Genomic DNA, 19293 nt, shown 5'->3' on the forward strand with positions numbered 1-19293 from the left:
CGCGGACCCCGCTGTCACTAAGCCGTTGGCGGGAAATATGTCCGTGCGGGGAACATCTCCATGTCCGACGCATTTTCACGATTTGGGCGTCGTTGACTCATCTCGTGGGCTCGCCTGTACTTCCGCCCATGACCTTGTCCATAGCGGGAGTGGCCGCGCGGCCGAAAACCGCGACGCCTTCGCAGGCGCGGAAGTTCAAGCTGCCGCTGCGCTGGATCAGCCCGGTCGCGCTGGTCCTGCTGTGGCAACTGGCCAGCTCAACGGGTGTGCTGTCGTCCGACAAACTCGCTTCTCCGCTCACGGTTGCCCAATCGGCCGGTGAGCTGATCGCGGACGGCCAATTGGGCGAAGCGTTCGCGGTGTCGATCGGACGCGTTTTCTTCGGATTTCTGATAGGCGGCTTTGCCGGCGTTGTTCTGGGGCTCGCCTCCGGCCTTTCCCGCTGGGGCGAGACATTGCTGGATCCGCCGGTGCAGATGTTGCGGACGCTGCCGCACCTCGGCCTGATCCCGCTGTTCATCCTCTGGTTCGGCATCGGCGAGGAGCCCAAGCTCGCGCTGGTCGCGGCCGGGGTGGCGTTCCCGCTGTACCTCAACCTGCACGCCGGGATCCGGCAGACCGATCCCGGCCTGGTCGAGGCGGCGCGCGTGCTCGGCTACAGCCGGGTCGAACGGATCGTGCACGTCGTGCTGCCGTCCGCCGTGCCGCAAACCCTGGTGGGACTGCGGATCGCGTTCGGCACCGCCTGGCTGTCGCTGATCGTCGCCGAGCAGATCAACGCCGACGCCGGCCTCGGCTTCCTGATCAACAACGCCCGTGAGTTCCTCCGCACCGACGTCGTGGTCGTCGGTCTCGTGGTCTACGCGCTGCTCGGCCTGACGACGGACGCTCTGGTGCGGTTGCTGGAAAGGAGGATCCTGCGATGGCAAGCCCGGTGAAGCCGGCCGTGAGTGTTCGTGGTCTGCGCAAGGCTTTCGGTCCGCGAACTGTGCTGGACGGCATCGACCTGGAGGTCCAGCCGGGCGAGTTCGTGGCGTTGCTCGGCCGCAGCGGCTGCGGCAAGTCGACGTTGCTGCGCATCCTCGCCGGCCTGGACCGCGAGGTCGAAGGCCAGGCCGAGGTCCCCGGCACGGTGTCGATCGCCTTCCAGCAGCCGCGTCTGCTGCCGTGGCGCAAGGTCTGGCGGAACATCTCGCTGGGCCTGCACAAGACGGACGGCCGCACGGTCGCGTTGAAGGCGCTGGAAGAAGTGCGGCTGACCGACCACGCCGACGCGTGGCCGCTGACGTTGTCCGGCGGTGAGGCGCAACGGGTCTCGCTCGCGCGGGCGTTGGTGCGCGAACCGGACGTGCTGCTGCTGGACGAACCGTTCGGCGCGCTGGACGCGTTGACCCGGCTGGCCATGCACCACCTGGTGGAAGACCTGTGGACCAGGCACAAGCCCGCCGTGCTGCTCGTGACGCACGACGTCGACGAGGCGTTGCTGCTGGCCGACCGCATCCTCGTGCTCGACGAGGGCCGGATCGTCGCCACGCACCACGTCGACCTGCCCCGCCCGCGCCGCCGGGCATCCGTTGTGGAGCAACGCACCCGCGTGCTCGCCGATCTGGGAGTGGACGTTGAAGAAGCTGCCTGACCGAAAGCTGCTCGCCCTTCTCGCCGCGATCCTCTTCACCACCGGGTGCTCCACGGCCGCGCAGTCCCAGGACACCCCGGCCGCCGACGTCGTGCTCAAGGTCGGCGACCAGAAGGGCGGCGCCAAGTCGGTGCTGACCGCGGCCGGTCTGCTGAACGACTTCCCGTACAAGATCGAGTGGTCGACGTTCACCTCCGGCCCGCCCCTGCTCGAAGCCGCCTCGGCGGGCGCGATCGACGTCGGCGCGGTCGGCAACACGCCGCCGATCTTCGCCGCCGCCGCGAACGCCAAGATCGCCGCCGTCGGCGTGTCGAAGGGCCAGGTGGAGGCGGACGCGATCCTCGTTCCGGAGAGCTCGCCGTTGAAGTCGGTCGGCGACCTCAGGGGCAAGAACATCGCTGTGGCCAAGGGAAGTTCCGCGCACGGCCAGGTCCTGCTGACGTTGCGCTCGGCCGGTCTCACGACCAAGGACGTCACGCTGAACTTCCTGCAGCCCGCCGACGCGTACGGCGCGTTCACGCAGGGCAAGGTCGACGCGTGGGCGGTCTGGGATCCCTACACCGCGCAGGCGCAGCAGGAGGCCAAGGCACGCGTGCTGACCACCGGTGAGGGGAGGTCGAACGGCTACGGCTTCCAGGTCGCGGGCAAGAAGGCGTTGGAGGACAAGGGGAAGAACCCGGCGCTCAAGGAGTACCTGATCCGGTACTACAAGGCGCAGAAGTGGGCCGACACGCACCGCGAGGAGTGGGCGAAGGCGTGGGCGGCCGAGACGGGCCTCAAGTACGAGGTGGCGCTTGCCGCGGTTCAGCGCAACGGCGACACGGTGGTGAAGCTGGACGACACGGTGATCAAGTCCGAGCAGGAGCTCGCGGACGCGTTCACCGAGGACAAGACCCTGCCGGGCAAGGTCGACTTCGCGAAGTTCGTCGACACGAGGTTCCAGGGAGATCTCGCATGAGCATCACGCTGCACTGGTTCCTGCCGACCTCCGGTGACGGCCGCACGGTCGTGGAGCACTTCCACGCCAACCGCGCGCCGGCTGCCGGGGCACGTCGTGACCCGGACATCGACTACCTGGCGCAGATCGCGCGCACGGCCGAGCAGGTCGGGTTCACCGGCGTGCTCACGCCGACCGGCACGTGGTGCGAGGACGCCTGGCTGACCACGGCCGCGTTGATCGCGCAGACCAAGACGCTGAAGTTCCTGGTGGCCTTCCGGCCCGGCGTGCTGTCGCCGACGCTGGCCGCGCAGATGGCCTCGACGTACCAGCGGATCTCGCGCGGGCGGTTGCTGCTGAACGTGGTGACCGGCGGCGACTCCGTTGAGCAGCAACGGTTCGGCGACTGGCTCGACAAGGACCAGCGCTACGAGCGCACCGACGAGTTCCTCCAGGTCGTGCGCGGGATCTGGACCGGGAAGCCGTACACGTTCCAGGGCAGGCATTACCAGGTGCGGGACGCCACGCTGCTGGCCGCGCCGGACCCCGTTCCGCCGATCTACTTCGGCGGTTCGTCCGACGCCGCCCTACCGGTCGCGGCCGCACGGGCCGACGTCTACCTGACCTGGGGCGAACCGCCCGCCGACGTGGCGGAGAAGATCGCGCGGGTGCGGGCGCTCACCGATCGCCCGATCCGGTTCGGCATCCGGTTGCACACGATCAGCCGGGACACCTCGGCGGAAGCCTGGGCGTCCGCCGCGAAGCTGCTCGACGCGCTGGACCCGGCCGTCGTCGCGAAGGCCCAGGAACAGCTGGGCGCGTCGGAATCCGTTGGCCAGCAACGGATGTTGGCGCTGCACGGCGGAGACCTCAGCCGCGGCGTGCGCGGGCTGGAGATCTATCCGAACCTGTGGGCCGGTGTCGGACTCGTGCGTGGTGGCGCGGGAACGGCGCTGGTGGGGTCGCACTCCGAGGTCGCGGATCTCGTCGAGGAGTACCACTCCATCGGGATCGACGAGTTCGTGCTGTCCGGCTACCCGCACCTGGAAGAGGCGTACTGGTTCGGCGAAGGCGTGCGGCCCCTGCTCAAGCAGCGCGGGCTGCTCGACGGGGACCGCACGCTCGCACTCGCTACCGCTTGACCTTGGCCTCCACGGCCGTGTCGGGGTTGTCCGCGAACACGCCGTCGATGCCCTGCTGGAAGAACAGGTCGTACTCCTCGAAGGCCCGGCCGTACGCGGCCGGGTCGGTCGAGGACCGGAAGTCCGCCGGCAGGAACGAGTTCTCGTTGCGGAACGTCCACGAGTGCACGATCAGACCGGCCTTGTGGGCGTCCTTCACGACCGTGGTCGGCGCCTTGAGGAACCCGTTGGCGTCCCGCGGGATGATCAGGTCCTTGGTGAGCCCGACGCCGTCCGCGTAGCCGCGCACCTCGCGCAGACCGGCCGGGGTGACCAGGTCGGCGTAGGTGCGCTTGTCCCCGGCCGCGATGAAGTCGTACGGCGCGCCGGAACCGTTGACCAGCTGCACGATCGGCACCCGCAGCGACCTGTTGAGCTCCTTGAGGTTCGCGACCTCGAACGACTGCACGTAGACCTTGGCGCTGCTCCGGTTCAGGCCGTTGCGGTTCAGCGCGTCGACGAGCTTCGGCTCCAGCGCGAGACCGATCGACTTGAAGTACGTCGGGTGCTTGGTCTCCGGGTAGATGCCGATCTCGCGGTGCAGTTCGCGGGACAGGCGCTTCGAGAGGTCGATGACCTCCTGCAGCGTCGGAATCTCGAACCGGCCGTCGTAGAGGGTGTTGCGCGGGCGGATGGCCGGGATGCGTTCCTCGGCGCGCAACGTCTTCAGCTCGGCGAGCGTGAAGTCCTCGGTGAACCAGCCGGTGATCGCGACACCGTCGATGGTCTTGGTCTTCGTGCGGTCGGCGAACTGAGGCTTGGAGTCGACGTTCGTGGTGCCGCCGATCTCGTTCTCGTGCCGGGTGACCAGCTTGCCGTCCTTGGTGGGCACCAGGTCGGGCTCGATGAAGTCGGCACCCATGCGAGCCGCGAGCTCGTACGCCGCGAGCGTGTGCTCCGGCCGGTACGCCGACGCGCCGCGGTGCCCGATGACGATCGGACCCTTGTCGTCGTGTGCGGAGGCGGAGGGCAGGGACGCCACCACCGCACCCGCGAACACGAGAACTACGGCGGCAAGACCTCTCCGATACATCGTTCGACCTCCCGTTTTGTGTTGAGAGCGGAACCCAAGCATCGCAACACGAAAAGCAGGTGAACGGTTACTCACGGGACAGTGCCGCTTCCTCCAGATCCAGTTCCCGCATGACCCGGAACAGCACCTCGTCGTCGATCTCACCGGCGTCGCGCGCCTTGACGAACTCGTCACGTTCGGCGCTGAGCATCACCCTGCGCAGCCTGCGGTAGGCGGCCGCCGGGCTCTCCTCCTCCTGCCGCCCGAGCCGTTCCCACGCGGCGTTGCCCCGGTGTTCGGCGAGCGATCGCAGCTGGTCGCGGACGTGCTCGGGGACGTCCTCGATCTCCTCGTCGAGCCTGGTGACCGCCGCCTGCGCGGCCCGGTGCTGCACCTGCGCCTCCGCCAGCGCGTCCTTGCGGGCGTCGTCGCCCTCGAAGCCGATCTTGTTGATCACCCACGGCAACGTCATGCCCTGCAGGAGCAGGGTGCTGATCGTCACGACGAACGCGCAGAACACGATGATGTCGCGCCCCGGCACCTCCGGCGGGATCGCCGCCGCGGCCGCGAGCGTGACCACGCCGCGCATGCCCGCCCAGGCGATCACGGTGACCTGGCCCAGGTGCGGCGTGCCCTCGCGTTCCCGCCTGCGTTGGGACGTGTAGATCGGGACGTACGAGGCGGGGTACATCCAGATGAACCGCGCCGCGATCGCCGCGAACACCACCGCGGCCGCCCCGAGGAGCAGGCTCGCGTTCAGGTCGACGTTGCTGATGATCGACGAGACCTGCAGGCCGATGAGCGCGAAGACGAACGACTCCAGCAGCACGTCCGCAGACCGCCACACGGCCGCGTCCTGCAGCCGTGTCGAATACTTGCCGCGCGGTGAGTTGTGGCCGATGTAGAGGCCGGCGACGACGACAGCGAGCACCCCGGAGAACTGGATGCCGAACGCGTGCAGGCCCTCTTCCGCGAGCAGGTAGGCGCCGAACGGCACGAGCAGGCCGAGCGCGCTCTCCAGCACGCCCTCGCAGAGCCGTTTGCGCAGGTAGCGGACCACCACGCCGACGAGCAGCCCGACCGCGATGCCGCCTGCCGTGATGTACACGAACATCCAGACGCTCGCGATCGGGTGCATGGCCGTGCCCGCTGCGGCCGCCACCGCGACCTTGAACGCGGTCAGCGCCGTGGCGTCGTTGATCAGGCTCTCGCCGACCAGCAGCGTCATCGCGCGGCGTTGCAAGCCCAGTTTGCGGCCGATCGCGACCGCGGCGACGGCGTCCGGCGGCGCCACGACCGCGCCCAGCACGAGCGCGGCGGCGAACGGCAGGTCCGGGAAGACCAGGCTTGCCGTGATGCCGACCAGCAGCGTCGTGAACAGCACCAGCCCGACCGCGAGCAGTCCGATCGGCCGCAGGTTCGCGCGGATGTTGAGGTACGAGCTGTCCAGCGCGGCGCTGTAGAGCAGCGGCGGCAGCACCAGCACCAGGATCAGGTGGGGATCGAGCTGGAACTCCGGTACGCCGGGTATGAACGAGACCACCAGGCCGACGGCGACCAGCACCAGCGGCGCCGACCAGTTCAGGCGGCGCGCGATGGACGTGACGATCAACGCCCCGAGGAGAAGCAGCAGTAGCTCAGGCCCTTGCATGCCGCTCATTCTGCGTAATGTTGGACGTCATGACCTGTTCGCACGTGGCAGCTCTGCCTCAATTGGTGGAACCGGAGTCGGCCGAGGACTGCGTCGACTGCCTTGCCCTGGGCGAGCGCAACTGGGCTCATCTGCGGATGTGCCTCTCCTGCGGGCACGTGGCGTGCTGCGACTCAAGCCCCCACCGGCACGCGACGGCGCACTTCGGCTCGTCCCAGCATCCGGTCATGCGTTCGTACGAGCCCGGCGAGAACTGGCGCTGGTGCTATGTGGACAGTGCCATCGTCTGATCTCGCTCTGAAGTCTTTGCAGTTCCTTTGGAATGATCCTCTGGGGCTGTGATCGGCCCCACAGTACGGTCGGTTCGTGGCCAACCCGGACCTCGCCCGCATCGTCGCGGAGCATGACGAGGAGATGCCGTCGCGTTCGCTCTCACCCCGGTGGGAGCGGGCGCTGTGGATCGCCGGCCTGCTGATCGCGCTCCTGGTGCTCAAGCAGGTGTTCTTCCCGTTCGCCAAGGGAAGCCAGTACTACCTGATCATCTTCCTGGCGGTGACGCTGCCGTTGGTGTTCCTCGCGTACGGCCGCGGGCACACACCGCCCTGGTGGGACTGGATCTTGGCCGGGCTCGCCTTCCTGGTGGGCGCGTATCCGCTGTTCGGGGGCTTCGACGAGTTCCTGAACCGGCAGGGCCAGCTCTCGACGCTGGACGTGGTCGCGGGCTCGGTGCTGCTGGTGCTGATCCTGGAGGCCTGCCGGCGCACGACCGGCTGGGTGCTTCCGGTGGTGTGCCTGGCGTTCATCGCCTACGCCTACTACGGCGGGTTCCTGCCGCCGGCGTGGTCGATCTCGCACTCCGGCGTCGACTTCCCGCAGATCATCAACGGCTTCTTCAACGACGCCAGCGGGTTCTACGGCACTCCGCTGGACGTCGCGGCGACCTACATCGTGCTGTTCACGATCTACGGCGCAGTGCTGAACGCCTCCGGCGCGGGCAAGTTCTTCGTCGACGTCAGCTTCGCCGCTTTCCGGAAGTCGCGGACCGCTCCCGGACGGACGGCGGCGACCGCGGGCTTCCTGCTCGGCACGGTGTCCGGTTCCGGCACCGCCACGACGGTCTCGCTGGGCGCCGTGACGTGGCCGATGCTGCAGAAGGCCGGATACCCCAAGGAGAACGCGGGCGGGCTGCTCGCGGCGTCCGGCATCGGGGCGATCCTGTCGCCGCCCACGCTGGGCGCGGCGGCGTTCATCATCGCCGAGTACCTGCAGGTCTCGTACCTGGAAGTGCTGATCTGGGCGATCATCCCGACGCTGCTCTACTACCTGGGCATCGCGCTGGCCGTGGAAGCGGACGCGCGGCGGTTCGGGGCGCAGCCGGTGGACGTGGACGCGCCGCGGTTCTGGGACGTGCTGAAGCTCGGCTGGTACCACTTCCTGTCGCTCTTCATCATCATCGTCTTCCTGGCGCTGGACATCCCGGTCTACAAGGCCGTCGTGTACGCGACGGGCGTGGCCGCGCTGTTCGCGTTGATCAACCACCGGCGGGAGTGGCTGCGACTGATCGCGGACGCGCTGTCGGTGGGCGTGCGCTCGGCGTTCCCGGTGATCGCGGTGTGCGCGGCGGCCGGTGTGGTGACCTCGACGATCACCAAGACCGGGCTGGGGCAAGCGCTTGCGGGGTCGTTGGTGGACCTGGCTTCGGCGCTGACCTCGGAACCCGTCGTGGTGCTGATGCTGACGGCGGTGCTCGCGGCCGTGGCGGTGTCGGTGCTCGGGCTGGCGGTGCCGGTGACGGCGTCGTTCATCATCTCGTGGGTCGTGATCGGGCCGGCGTTGATCACGCTGGGCGTCGAGCCCGCCGAGACCGCCATGTTCATCTTCTACTACGCGGTGTTGTCCGAGGTCACGCCGCCGACCGCGCTCGCCGCCGTCGCCGCCGCGGCGCTGACCGGCGGCGACGTGATGAAGACGATGTGGCAGACGTGGAAGTACACGCTGCCCGCGTTCCTCGTGCCGCTGGCGTTCGTGCTGACCGACGGCGGTGCCGCTCTGCTGCTGCGCGGGCCGTTGCTGGACTCGGTGTGGGCGTTCGGCGCGTCCGCGCTGGGGGTGGCCGCTCTCGCCGTGCTGACGGGCGGCTGGTTGTTCGGTCCCGCCCGCCTGCCGGAACGCCTGCTGTGCGTGCCGGCCGCGTTGTTCCTGCTCTATCTGCAGCCGTTGACGATCGCCATCGGGGCCGGGTTCCTCGTGGTGGCCGTGGCGGTACACCTGGTTTCCCGTGGGAGGGTTCGTGATGCTGCGTAGGTACGCGATCGGTGCGATCGCATTGGCGCTCGTGGTTTCCGGGTGTGGCGGCAAGCGCACACCCACGACGCCGGACGCGTCGGGTGGCGGCGCGTCCTGTGAGGCGTCGGACGGGCGGATCACGATCGCGACCGGCAACTCCGGTGGCGTGTACTTCGTGGTCGGCGGCGGTCTGGCGAAGCTGATCTCCGACAACTCGAAGCTGAAGGCCTCGTCCGCCGAGACCGGCGCGTCGGTGCAGAACATCCAGCAGCTCGTCGCCGGCACGTACGACATCGCGTTCTCGCTGGCCGACACCGCCGCGGACGCCGTCAACGGCACCGGGGCGTTCAACGGCAAGAAGGAGAAGATCGCGGCGCTGACGCGGATCTACCCGAACTACACGCAGGTGCTCGTCCGGGCGGACGCCGGGATCAACTCCGTGGCCGACATGAAGGGCAAGCGGATCTCGACCGGCTCGCCGAAGTCCGGCACCGAGGTGATCGCCGGGCGCCTGCTGAAGACGGCCGGGCTCAACATCGACTCCGACGTCCAGGCCCAGCGGCTCGACCTGACCAAGACCGCGGACGGCATGAAGGACGGCAGCATCGACGGCCTGATCTGGTCGGGCGGGCTGCCGACGCCGCAGATCACGGACATCACTACGTCGCTGAAGGACAAGGTGAAGTTCATCGACATCACCCCGCTGCTGCCGGAGATGAAGAAGATCAGCCCGGTGTACGACACGGCGCCGATCCCGGCGGCGACCTACGGGGTGGCCGAGGTTCCCACGATCGTGGTGCCGAACCTGCTGCTCGTGCGCGAGGACTTCGCGGCCAACAACGCCTGCGCCGTCACCAAGCTGATCTTCGACAAGAAGGCTGACCTGGAGAAGGTCCACCCGGCCGTGAAGGACATCTCGAAGGACAAGGCCTCGGCGTCCGACCCGGTCCCGCTGCACCCAGGGGCGAAGCAGGCGCTCGGCTGAACTACTGTGAGCCCTCGTGCGCGTCCTGGTCATCGGGTCTGGAGCCCGTGAGCATGCCCTTGTCCTCGCGTTGTCGCGCGACCCGCAGCTGACTGCCCTGGCGTGCGCGCCGGGCAACGCCGGCATAGCCGGGCACGCCGAGCTCTACGGCGTCGACGTCGCCGATGCCTCGGCCGTCGCCGGCCTCGCGAAGGAGTGGAAGGCCGACCTCGTCGTCATCGGCCCCGAACAACCGCTGGTGGTCGGGGCCGCGGACGCTGTCCGAGCGCTCGGCATCCCGTGCTTCGGTCCGTCGAAGGCCGCTGCCTGCATCGAGGGGTCCAAGGCGTTCGCCAAGGACGTCATGAACGCCGCGGGGGTGCCGACCGCGCACAGCGAGGTCGTGGACAACCCGGCGCGCCTGGACGCCGCTCTGGCCCGGTTCGGCCCGACGTGGGTCGTGAAGGACGACGGCCTTGCCGCCGGCAAGGGCGTCGTCGTGACCGGCGACCTGGCCGCGGCCCGTGCGCACGCGATGACGTTGCTCGACGGCGGCCACCCGGTGCTGCTCGAGTCGTTCCTCGACGGCCCCGAGGTGTCGCTGTTCTGCGTCACCGACGGCGTGTCCGTGGTGCCGCTGATCCCGGCGCAGGACTTCAAGCGCGTGGGCGACGGCGACGCCGGCCCGAACACCGGCGGCATGGGCGCCTACGCGCCGTTGCCGTGGGCGCCCGACGGCCTGGTGTCCGAGATCGTCTCGCGCTGCGTGCAGCCCGTCGTCGACGAGCTGCGCGCACGGGAGACGCCGTTCGTCGGCCTGCTGTACGCGGGCCTGGCGCTGACGTCCAACGGCGTGCAGGTGATCGAGTTCAACTGCCGCTTCGGCGACCCGGAGACCCAGTCCGTCCTCGCGCTGCTGAAGTCGCCGATCTCCGCCCTGTTCCTGGCGGCGGCTGATGGTTCGTTGGCGTCGTTGCCCGCTCTGGAGTGGGAGAACGGCTACGCCGTGACCGTCGTCCTGGCGGCCGAGGGCTACCCGAACCGCCCGCGCACCGGTGACGTGATCACCGGCTCGGAGGCCGAGGGCGTCCTGCACGCCGGCACGCGTCGCCGTGAGGACGGCGCCGTGGTCTCGGCGGGCGGCCGCGTGCTGTCGGTCGTGGGCACCGGCAAGTCGTTGTCGAAGGCCCGTGACCGCGCCTACAAGCGCATCGCGGACATCCACCTCACCGGCTCGCACCACCGTTCGGACATCGCTTCGAAGGCCATCGACGGGAAGATCACACTGCCGTGAGCCTGCTCGGGTGTGTGCTGGGCGGTGCCGTCGGCGACGGCCTGGGCGCGCCGATCGAGTTCTCGTCGATCGACACGATCCGCCGCCAGCACGGCCCCGCGGGTGTCGTCGACCTCCCCGCGCTGGAGATCACCGACGACACCCAGATGGTGCTGTTCACACTCGAAGGTCTTTTGCTGGCAAGGAATCTGGGCATCGACCCGCACCTGACCGTGCGGGCCGCCTACGCGCGCTGGCTGCACACGCAGGGCGGCCCGGAGGTCGCTTCGGACGGTTGGCTGATGGCGGACCAGCGCCTGCACTCACGGCGGGCGCCGGGCCACACGTGCATAACCGCGTTGAAGCACAACGAAAAGAACAACTCGAAGGGCTGCGGCGGCGTGATGCGCGCCGCCCCGGTCGCCGTCTGGTCGTCCGACGTGCGCGAGGTCTTCGAGCTCGCCGTCGGCACGGCGAAGATGACGCACCACCACCCGAGCGGCTACCTGTCCGCAGGCGCCCTGGCAGCGATCGTCCACGCGTTGCTGGCTGGTGCGGACTTGCGTTCCGCTGTCGCCGTGGCCCGCGCCGAACTGGTCCGCTGGGACGGCCACGAGGAACAGACCTCGTTGCTGGACAAGGTGATGGGCCTGGGCCCGTTGACCCCGGAGGAGATCGAGTCCGAACTGGGCGGCGGCTGGGTGGGCGAGGAGGCCCTGGCCATCGGCCTGCACGCCGCCCTGGTGGCGCCGGACTTCCCCACCGCTCTGCGCGTCGCCGTGAACCACTCGGGCGACAGCGACTCGACGGGTTCGATCTGCGGCAACATCCTCGGCGCCCGCGACGGCGTCACCGTCATCCCCGCCGACTGGCTCGCCGTTCTGGAACTGCGAGACGTGATGGAACGCCTCGTCCTCAGCTGGTGACGGGAATCCACAACTCCGCGGTCGCCTGGTCACCGTTGATCTGCGTGCGCAACATCGACGGCCCCTCAACGCTCTCGTAGCTGTTGGACGGGAACCACTGCGTGTACACGTCCCGCCACATGTGCTGAATCGTCTCGGGATACGGCCCCTCAGCCGTGAACACAGCCCACGTGTTCTTCGGTACTTGCAGGGTCTCCATGTCCTCCGGCGCTTCTGCGCTCGTCACCACCCCCTGGAAGTAGTCGAGCATGTCGCCCTCCTCGACCCCTTCCTGGTTGAAGGTGAGAGCCAGCATCCCTCCCGGCTCCCCGTCACTGAGCGCCTTCATCCGGTCCAGCGCAGGCATCCCGATGCCCTTGACGAACTCGACGATCGCGGGATTCATCCCGAGGTGCACCAACGGCACCCGCGTCCCCCGGCCGACCACCCGGAACGCCTCCTTCTCGACCACCCGGTACTCCATGCTCGTACTCCCCTCCACAACCAGTCTGAACGTGAGAATCTGCTGCGACTGCAACACCTTCTTGCTGGCCCGAGCCTCCTGAGGCCCAACCCCGTGCATAGCCTTGAAAGCCCGCGCAAAGGCCTCGTTGGACCCATAACCCCACCTGACAGCGACGTCGAGCAACGACCCCCGTCCACTGAGGACCTCGTTCGCCGCCTTCGTGAGCCTCCTGCGGCGGATGTACTCGCTCAGCGGAATCCCGGCGAGCGCACTGAACATCCGGCGCAGGTGGTACTCACTGGTGCCCGCGATCCGCGCGAGCACCTTGACGTCCACCTCGCCTTCGAGGTCGTCCTCGATGCGGGCCATGGCCTCGTTGAGTCGTTCCAGCACGTGGTCAACGCTATGGGGCTCGACGCCTTCACACCCGACTAGCTGTGCCCTATCCGATCGCCTGCCGGACCTCGTCCGCCACCTTCTGCGCGATGGGCGTGAACGTCTGGACGTAGGTCCTGGGGTCGTCCGGCGCCCAGTCGCCGTACCCGGTGAGCTGCACCTGCGTGCGTCCGGCCACGAAGGAGATGGTCGGCGAGTCGCCCACCAGGTAGCTGCAGGCCGCGAAGTCGCCGATCTTCTCCGTGCTCATCACCGCCTCGCCCGTGATCTTGCGCGACGGCGAGGCCGGGTTGCAGTCCTGCGCGTCCTTGACCGCCATCTCGGCGTCCCGATACGTCCTGAGGCTGATCTTCAACGCCTTGCCCCGACTGCGTTCCGCGGCGTTGAACCACTCCGGCGACAGCCGCCTGCACTCCTGCGGGTTCGAGTAGAAGTACCGCACCTCGTTCTTGTCGTTCTCGAACCGCTCGTAGGTCTCGCGCTCGTAGTAGTCCCCCTCGACCACACCGGAGTCCTTGCCGTTCGTGATGTCCTGGAAGCGCTGGCTGCTCAGGACGTCACAGGCGTTCGGCACGCTCTCGTACCGTCCCGTGTGCACGTGCGTGGTCCTGCCTTGCGGACCTTTCGCAAGGTTCGCCGCAACACCCTCCAGCAGCTTCACGAACGTCGCCTTGGGGTCCGTGATCTCCTTGACGTTGCTCATGCTCGACGCACCCAGATGCGCCTGGGCCTTGACGTCCGCGCTGGTGACACGAGCGTTGAAGCTGTCCGGCTTGAGGCCGGGGCTCATGTACGCCCTGAGCCCGGCCGCGGTCACCGGCGTGTCGTCCTTGCCCTGGTAGTCGGCCGGAAGCAGATCGTTGAACGGCCGCTGGCTGATGGAGAGCGTGAACCGCTCGATCCCGCCCTCCGCCGTCGACTCGTAGAGGCACGTGGAGATCGCGTCAGTCTCGTCCTTGAGGTGGCATCGGCGGCCGGCACGGACTGCGGCAGATAGCTCTGGCTGTGCCAGCCGTGAGCGGCGTCCCGGAAGCCGATCTCTTCGAGCAGCGTGGCCGGCATGACCGTGCAGGCGTCGATCACCGCCAGGTCGCCGTACCTGACCATCTCCGGCTCGGCCTTCTGAGCGATCACGCTGGTGTCGGCCGCCTCAGGTTCCGGCGCGGCCGCCTGCTTGCCGTCCCCCTTGAACAGGACGGCCGCGGCAACCCCTCCGCCGACCAGCAGAACCGCCGCGAAGATGGCGGTGATGATCAGTCCGGTGCGCCTTTTCTTCGGCGGCTGCCGGTGAAACGGATAAGGCTGTTGATACGGGTGTTGCGCAGGGTACGGCTGCTGTCGTGGCGGGTATGGCTGTTGTGGCCCGTGCACTCATTCCCCCAGGTGGTCGCGTGTCTTCCTCCCCCAAGTCGCGGAAGCTACCGGAATCGCGACGCGCCGCCAGTGGAATCGGAACGGAGAGTGATGTGGAACCAACGAGGGGTGGTCTTCGTCCAACCACAGGTACGTCTTACGCAGGCGTTGGTAGCCTGCGAAGCGGGACCGAACCGTTACCAACCGTACGGGGGTAGGACGTCGTGACACAGGAGAGCGCGGGGGCGGATGCCGCTCTCAGTGCCGTCGCGGGTGCAGCCGGTGGTGCGATCGGAGCCGCGGTCAGCGCGTTCCACTCGGCATCGGCCTTCTTGGACGGCCTGACGTCGGGTCCATCCAGTCAGAACTTCCACGTCAACAAGGACAACGTCCTCAAGGCCGGCGTGATCATTCAGGACCAGGCCGCAGTGCTGGCGAGGGCGCTCAGGAAGGCAGAGACTCACCTCGACGTCGATGTCAACAGCGGAGAATCAGGCATCGTCAGTTCGAACATCGCAGGCGCGTGGAATCGCCGCCTGACGGTGGGTGATGACTCTTATGTCGGTCGTATCAGGCTGTACGTCGAAAGTCTGGACAAGTTGTCCCAGCAGCTCAGGGAATCGGCCAAGCAGTACGGCTTCACCGAAGAAGAAATCACCACGACGTTCGGACCGGTGGCGTGAGCAAGTCGATTCTCAAGATCATGGCAGCGGCGTCCGTTCTCGTGGCGACTGCGGCGTGTACGACGAACGGTGTCGGAGGGACGCCTGGGCCGACCTCCGGAGGGTCTCCCACGTCAGGATCCTCAAAGTCTGACGTCGAGGTGCCGAAGCGCCCTGCGGATCTGAAGGTCAACGGCGTTGATCCGTGCAAGCTGCTCACGGCTTCGCAGATGACGGAGATCAAGGTTGCCGAGGCCGTGCCTGACCAGATCGAAGTTTCGGATCTGGGGAAGCAGCCTGGGTGTTTCTACGAAAATGGCGTCAAGTACGCCTACACGGTCGTCGGACTGACGAACAGGGATATTCGGTCCTGGCTCGACGGCGGTGGGAACACCACGTCGAAGCTCCTGGACGTCTCAGGATTCGGTGCCGCTGAAATCATTCTGACGGGCACCGAAGGCGTCAACTGCGCCGTTGCTGTGGATGTTTCCGACGGTCAGGCGCTTTACGTGAACTACTCGCCGACCACCCAGAAGGGCGAGTCTCAGGATCAGCTGTGCGGCAACGCGAAGAAAGCGGCCACGCTGGCGGTCGAGACTCTCAAGACTTTGAAGTGAGGGGGAGACATGTCGGGTAACGAGCGAATCGCAGACTTCAACTTCGACGGCTGGTCCAACCAGCAGCTCGCGGCAGAGGTCCAGAAGCTCAGCAACGGTGATCTCGCCCGCAAGTTCGCGTCGGCTTCTGACGTCCTTCGCGACCTCGCAGGCACCCTGCAGGACGTGGACACAGAGTTGCGCAACCAGCTGAAGGTTCTCGGGATCGACTGGGGCGGCGCGGCTGGCGAAAAGGGGCAGCAGACGACGAAAGTCTCCGCTGAGGGCATTGGCGATGCTGGCGAAGCGACCGTGGGGAACTCGGACGCCATCGCGCGCCAGAGCGAGAGCACGACGACCGCCCGCAACACCTCGCCTGAGTCCCAGACGCTACGCGGCGACACGGAGCAGAACTTCGGAGACAAGGTCGGCGGCTTCTTCGGCGTCGAGACCGACCACGCCCAGGAGGTCGCGGCGACCAACGCCGCCCGCCAGCAGGCCATCGACAGCCTCAGCGGTTACACCGCGAACAGTCAGAGCGCGCTCGACTCGTTCCGCACGCCCAACTCTCCGCCGGACATCGTGGTGGCCAGCGCTGCCGTCGCCACGCCCGTCGGATCCCAGGTCGGCACGCCGGCGGGTGGTCCTCCCGGCGTCAGCGGCGGACCGGGCTTCACCGGCTCGCCTGGCAGCCCAGGCTCCCCCGGCTTCTCCGGCGTGCCCGTCGGCCCCACTCCGGGCACTCCCGGCAACGCCACCGGCATCCTTCCCGGAGGCGGTACGCCGACCCCGCTCGCCGCAGGCCCCGGCCTGCCCAAGCCGTTCGGCGTTCCGCCGATCGGTGTCGCCGCCGCCACCGCCGCGGCCGCCGGTCTCGCCGGTGGCACGGCCAGTGCACGCGGCGCGCAGGTCGTGGGCGGTGGACGTGGGCCCAGCCAGGCCCCGAAGACGCCCATCGCGCCTGCCGGGCCGAAGGGTGCGCCGAGCACGATCGGTGGCGGCAAGTCCGGCGCCGGTGCTGGAGGTGCTGGTGCCGGTGGTACCGGGGCCGCGGGCAAGGGGCCCGGTGGCGCGATGACGCCTGGTGGCGCCAGTGGCGTTGGGCCTGAGGCCGGCCGGGCTGGTGCTGCCGCGGGCAAGGGTGGCGTCGGTGGCAAGGGCGCCGGGTCGCTCATGTCGCCCGCGGCCAGTGCTGCCAGGGGTGAGGAAGAGGAGGACGGCGAGCACGTGCGCAAGTACGGCGTCGACTCCGACGAGATGTTCGGTGACGACCGCATGGTGGTTCAGTCCGTCATCGGCGAAGACCCGAAGGACAAGTAGATCCCTTGAGCTCACCAGGTTCTGTGGTTCTGTCCACAGTGGAGTTCGCCGTGGTCTGGGAGGCGCAGCGCCTCCCGGCCGCGCACGTCGCGCTCGACACGCGGATTCCGTCCATCACCCACACCGAGAAGTCCGAGGTGGTGAAGCGGGCCTGGGAGTCGCTGGAGGCGCGCGGCCTGGCCCGCAACGGCCGGGTCGTGCCCGAGCTCGCCGACGGGTTCGCGTTGCTGGCGAACCACCAGGTGGCGATCGACCTGTGGATCTGGGCCGACCGGCAGATCACCGGACTGGCCGCGGCCATCGGAGATGAAGCGATCCTGGCGGTGCGGGATCGTGACGAGATGTGGTTGATCGAGGCTCGGGGCACAGCGCTCGCCGAGGCCGCTGTGTCGGTCGCCGGGGAGATGCCCGCCGGTTTCGGACGGTCGATCAGCGCGCCCTACGACGAACTCGTGGCCGCTGCCAAGGACGTCGGGCTGGATGCACAACGGATGATCACCACGCTGGAGCGGCGGGGAATGCGGCTCGGCGACGCGCAGGAACTGGCCGGGATGCTCGACGGCATGTCCACGCGTGGGCAGTTCGGCGTGCAGCGCAACGGACAGCGCGCCGGCCGCGTCGTTTCCTTCCACGACACGCACAACGGGCGTTACCTCCGTCAGCTCAAGCCGAGCAGTGACGGGCGCAACTGGTGCACCATCACGCCGGTCGACAACCATCGACTCGCCGCCTCGATCTGGGAGCTCTTGCAAGAAGTCTGATCGCGGAACCCTCGTTCGTGCCCGCCCGTCGAAGTTGACGGGCGGGCATCGTCGTTCGAAAGAGCGAATCGGCGCATCGCCTGACGCAATTCGTTCTAAGGTCGGCGAGTAGACGTTGAGGGGGTAGGCGCGCGTGGCTGCGATGAAGTTCAACACTGAAGCCATGGAACAGTGCCGAACGACCGTGAGCAGTCAGGCCGGACAATTCGGCGCGATCGGTGACGGCTTTTCCGGCCAGTACGGCAATCCGGACATTTTCGGGAAACTCGGCTCTTCCGGTGCGATCTCGGGCGCGGTGTCCGCAATGGACCAGGCGGGCACTCAGGAGTTCGAAGCGGCCGAGAAGGTGCTGCGCAAGGTCGAGGGCGCGCTCGACACGATCCAGACCAATGTCGCGAACGTCGACGAAGTCAACAAGAACTCCCTGAAGGCGGTGTGACGTGAGCGCGATGGACGAAGTCGCGGCGTTGCCCGGAGGCGCGGAACTGGCCGCGCTCGCGGACGAGATCGAGACCGCGCAACCCCAGGCCGTGCGCGACATCGCGAACCGCTGGAAACAGGCAGCAGGCAAGTGCGGCGACCAGACGAACGTCCTGCAGCGGTCGGTGACCCAGCTCGACAGCGCCTGGGAAGGCAAGTCCGCGGACGGCTTCGTCACCTACATGGCCAACGTCACGAAGTGCGGCACCTCGATGACCGACGCGCTCAACGGCGCCGCGACCGACCTGGAGGCGGCCGCGAACGCGTTGGAAACCGCGAAGACCTCGATGAGCCGCATCTGCGAAAACCTCCTGAGCCGCGCCCGCCAGACGCGCCAGCAACTCCACGGCCAACCGCAGGAGGACGTCGACAGCGTCATCCGCAGTTACTGCGCCGAGGCCGTCAGCGACGCCCAACCCGTTGTCTCCCAAGCGGAAAGCGCAGTCAACGCCGCCGCAGGCACCCTGAAGGGCCGCCCAGGAGCGCTGACCCCGAAGTTCTCGTCGCTCGAAGACCCGAACGCCCAATCCTTCACACCCGCGCCGGGCAAGCCCGTCGAGTGGGCCCCGACCGCACCGCCCGACGAATCCACCAAGGCTTCGTCCACAGCGGACCCGCAGCCCACGTCCACCTCGACGCCCACGGCTTCCGGCCACGGCGGAGGCGGCGGCGGCGCTTCCGGCGGTGGGGGTGGAGGCGGCGGTGGCGGTGGCGGTGAGGGCGGCGGCATGGGCGGCCTCGGCTCCAGCGGCGGCCCGCCCTCGGGCAGCCCGCCTCCCGGCAACGTCGAGGAATGGATCCGCGAGGCCATCAAGATCCTGCAGGCCAACGGCATTCCGGTCACCGAGGAGAACATCGACGAGATCTGGAAGATCATCGAGAAGGAGTCGAGCGGCAACCCGCACGCCATCAACCTCTGGGATTCCAATGCCCAGGCGGGAACGCCCTCCAAGGGCCTCATGCAATGCATCGACTCGACGTTCAACGCCCACAAGCTGCCCGGCCACGACGACATCTGGAATCCGGTCGACAACATCATCGCCGGCGTCCGCTACACCTTCTCGCGCTACGGCGGCTTCGAAGGCCACCCCGGCCTGAAGGCGATGTCCCAGGGCGGCGGTTACCAAGGGTATTAGCTCGCTCGATCGGGTGAGATTTGTCCGGAACCCGGCACTTCTTCGTCAGGTATGTCGTGACGGAAAGGCGCCGGGTTTCAGTTATCCACACCCACACGGGTAACGAATGTCCTGAAACACTGTTATCTGCGCCCGCATATTGCGGAAGCGCGGGGGGTGCGACGGAGGTGCTGCAACCCAGACGCTCCGATCTGGGTGTGGCGACTCCACCGTTGCAACCCAGGTGTGGCGACCGGGACGTTGCAGCCCAGGTGTGGCGATCCAGGTGTGGGGACCGA

20 protein-coding genes are annotated in these 19293 nt (G+C 67.9%); 15 read left to right on the forward strand and 5 right to left on the reverse strand.

Translation table 11 applies throughout. The features are described 5' to 3' along the window. Window positions 1-128: 128 nt before the first annotated feature. The 4 genes from SK854_RS19845 to SK854_RS19860 are packed head-to-tail and all read left to right on the forward strand — an operon-like array spanning window position 129 to window position 3715. Window positions 129-938 (forward strand): ABC transporter permease, encoded by an 810-nt coding sequence (locus SK854_RS19845; RefSeq protein WP_319976586.1) that lies wholly within the window; start codon window positions 129-131, stop codon window positions 936-938. Then, complete coding sequence (locus SK854_RS19850) at window positions 923-1636, forward strand: ABC transporter ATP-binding protein (RefSeq protein ID WP_319976588.1); 714 nt, start codon at window positions 923-925, stop codon at window positions 1634-1636. The genes SK854_RS19845 and SK854_RS19850 overlap by 16 nt, the downstream gene beginning before the upstream one ends. Then, complete coding sequence (locus SK854_RS19855; RefSeq protein ID WP_455032264.1) at window positions 1620-2594, forward strand: ABC transporter substrate-binding protein; 975 nt, start codon at window positions 1620-1622, stop codon at window positions 2592-2594. The genes SK854_RS19850 and SK854_RS19855 overlap by 17 nt, the downstream gene beginning before the upstream one ends. Further along, window positions 2591-3715, forward strand: coding sequence for an LLM class flavin-dependent oxidoreductase (locus SK854_RS19860; RefSeq protein ID WP_319976589.1), 1125 nt, complete (start codon window positions 2591-2593; stop codon window positions 3713-3715). Before SK854_RS19855 ends, SK854_RS19860 begins: the two co-directional genes overlap by 4 nt. Here the strand turns inward: SK854_RS19860 and SK854_RS19865 are convergent. Then, entirely contained in the window at window positions 3705-4787 is a 1083-nt protein-coding gene (locus tag SK854_RS19865; RefSeq protein ID WP_319976590.1) for a glycerophosphodiester phosphodiesterase, read from the reverse strand. The two genes, SK854_RS19860 and SK854_RS19865, sit on opposite strands and share 11 nt — an antisense overlap. A 67-nt stretch (window positions 4788-4854) precedes the next feature. After that, window positions 4855-6426 carry a Na+/H+ antiporter gene (locus tag SK854_RS19870; protein WP_319976591.1) on the reverse strand — a complete coding sequence of 524 codons (1572 nt, stop codon included), beginning with the start codon at window positions 6424-6426 and terminating at the stop codon, window positions 4855-4857. A gap of 20 nt (window positions 6427-6446) precedes the next feature. Here SK854_RS19870 and SK854_RS19875 point away from each other — a divergent pair, with 20 nt between their 5' ends. The 5 genes from SK854_RS19875 to SK854_RS19895 all read left to right on the forward strand — a co-directional run bounded on the left by SK854_RS19875 (window position 6447) and on the right by SK854_RS19895 (window position 11866). Next, complete coding sequence (locus tag SK854_RS19875; RefSeq protein ID WP_319976592.1) at window positions 6447-6707, forward strand: UBP-type zinc finger domain-containing protein; 261 nt, start codon at window positions 6447-6449, stop codon at window positions 6705-6707. Between the two features lie 124 nt (window positions 6708-6831). Then, entirely contained in the window at window positions 6832-8721 is a 1890-nt protein-coding gene (locus SK854_RS19880) for a TRAP transporter permease (RefSeq protein WP_319976948.1), read from the forward strand. Beyond that, on the forward strand, window positions 8711-9688 hold the full coding sequence (locus SK854_RS19885) for a TAXI family TRAP transporter solute-binding subunit (RefSeq protein WP_319976593.1): 978 nt from the start codon (window positions 8711-8713) through the stop codon (window positions 9686-9688). The genes SK854_RS19880 and SK854_RS19885 overlap by 11 nt, the downstream gene beginning before the upstream one ends. Window positions 9689-9704: 16 nt before the next feature. Then, window positions 9705-10961, forward strand: coding sequence for a phosphoribosylamine--glycine ligase (gene purD / locus SK854_RS19890; RefSeq protein ID WP_319976594.1), 1257 nt, complete (start codon window positions 9705-9707; stop codon window positions 10959-10961). Beyond that, window positions 10958-11866, forward strand: coding sequence for an ADP-ribosylglycohydrolase family protein (locus SK854_RS19895; protein ID WP_319976595.1), 909 nt, complete (start codon window positions 10958-10960; stop codon window positions 11864-11866). The genes purD and SK854_RS19895 overlap by 4 nt, the downstream gene beginning before the upstream one ends. On the opposite strand, the gene SK854_RS19900 is transcribed toward SK854_RS19895, so the two are convergent. Genes SK854_RS19900 through SK854_RS19910 form a run of 3 tightly spaced genes read right to left on the reverse strand, consistent with a single transcriptional unit; the run spans window position 11856 to window position 14078 of the window. After that, window positions 11856-12704 carry an AraC family transcriptional regulator gene (locus SK854_RS19900; protein ID WP_319976596.1) on the reverse strand — a complete coding sequence of 283 codons (849 nt, stop codon included), beginning with the start codon at window positions 12702-12704 and terminating at the stop codon, window positions 11856-11858. The two genes, SK854_RS19895 and SK854_RS19900, sit on opposite strands and share 11 nt — an antisense overlap. A 49-nt stretch (window positions 12705-12753) precedes the next feature. Beyond that, window positions 12754-13524 (reverse strand): hypothetical protein, encoded by a 771-nt coding sequence (locus SK854_RS19905; RefSeq protein WP_319976597.1) that lies wholly within the window; start codon window positions 13522-13524, stop codon window positions 12754-12756. Beyond that, a complete protein-coding gene (locus tag SK854_RS19910; RefSeq protein ID WP_319976598.1) occupies window positions 13521-14078 on the reverse strand; it encodes a hypothetical protein in 558 nt (185 codons plus the stop codon). The genes SK854_RS19905 and SK854_RS19910 overlap by 4 nt, the downstream gene beginning before the upstream one ends. Before the next feature lie 206 nt (window positions 14079-14284). Between SK854_RS19910 and SK854_RS19915 the strand changes: the two genes are divergently transcribed. The 6 genes from SK854_RS19915 (at window position 14285) to SK854_RS19940 (ending at window position 19015) form a co-directional block, all read left to right on the forward strand. Further along, window positions 14285-14743 (forward strand): hypothetical protein, encoded by a 459-nt coding sequence (locus tag SK854_RS19915; protein ID WP_319976599.1) that lies wholly within the window; start codon window positions 14285-14287, stop codon window positions 14741-14743. Beyond that, entirely contained in the window at window positions 14740-15339 is a 600-nt protein-coding gene (locus tag SK854_RS19920; RefSeq protein ID WP_319976600.1) for a DUF3558 domain-containing protein, read from the forward strand. Before SK854_RS19915 ends, SK854_RS19920 begins: the two co-directional genes overlap by 4 nt. 9 nt (window positions 15340-15348) lie before the next feature. After that, window positions 15349-16638 (forward strand): hypothetical protein, encoded by a 1290-nt coding sequence (locus SK854_RS19925; RefSeq protein ID WP_319976601.1) that lies wholly within the window; start codon window positions 15349-15351, stop codon window positions 16636-16638. A gap of 23 nt (window positions 16639-16661) precedes the next feature. Continuing rightward, window positions 16662-17399: an ESX secretion-associated protein EspG gene (locus SK854_RS19930; RefSeq protein ID WP_319976602.1), complete on the forward strand. Its 738-nt coding sequence runs from the start codon at window positions 16662-16664 to the stop codon at window positions 17397-17399. Window positions 17400-17532: 133 nt separating this feature from the next. Further along, window positions 17533-17838: a hypothetical protein gene (locus SK854_RS19935; protein ID WP_319976603.1), complete on the forward strand. Its 306-nt coding sequence runs from the start codon at window positions 17533-17535 to the stop codon at window positions 17836-17838. Window position 17839: 1 nt separating this feature from the next. Beyond that, window positions 17840-19015, forward strand: a complete 1176-nt coding sequence (locus tag SK854_RS19940; protein WP_406601794.1) for a transglycosylase SLT domain-containing protein — start codon at window positions 17840-17842, stop codon at window positions 19013-19015. Window positions 19016-19293: the final 278 nt, after the last annotated feature.

The organism is Lentzea sokolovensis (assembly GCF_033949975.1).
GTDB classification, from domain to species: Bacteria; Actinomycetota; Actinomycetes; order Mycobacteriales; family Pseudonocardiaceae; genus Lentzea; species Lentzea sokolovensis.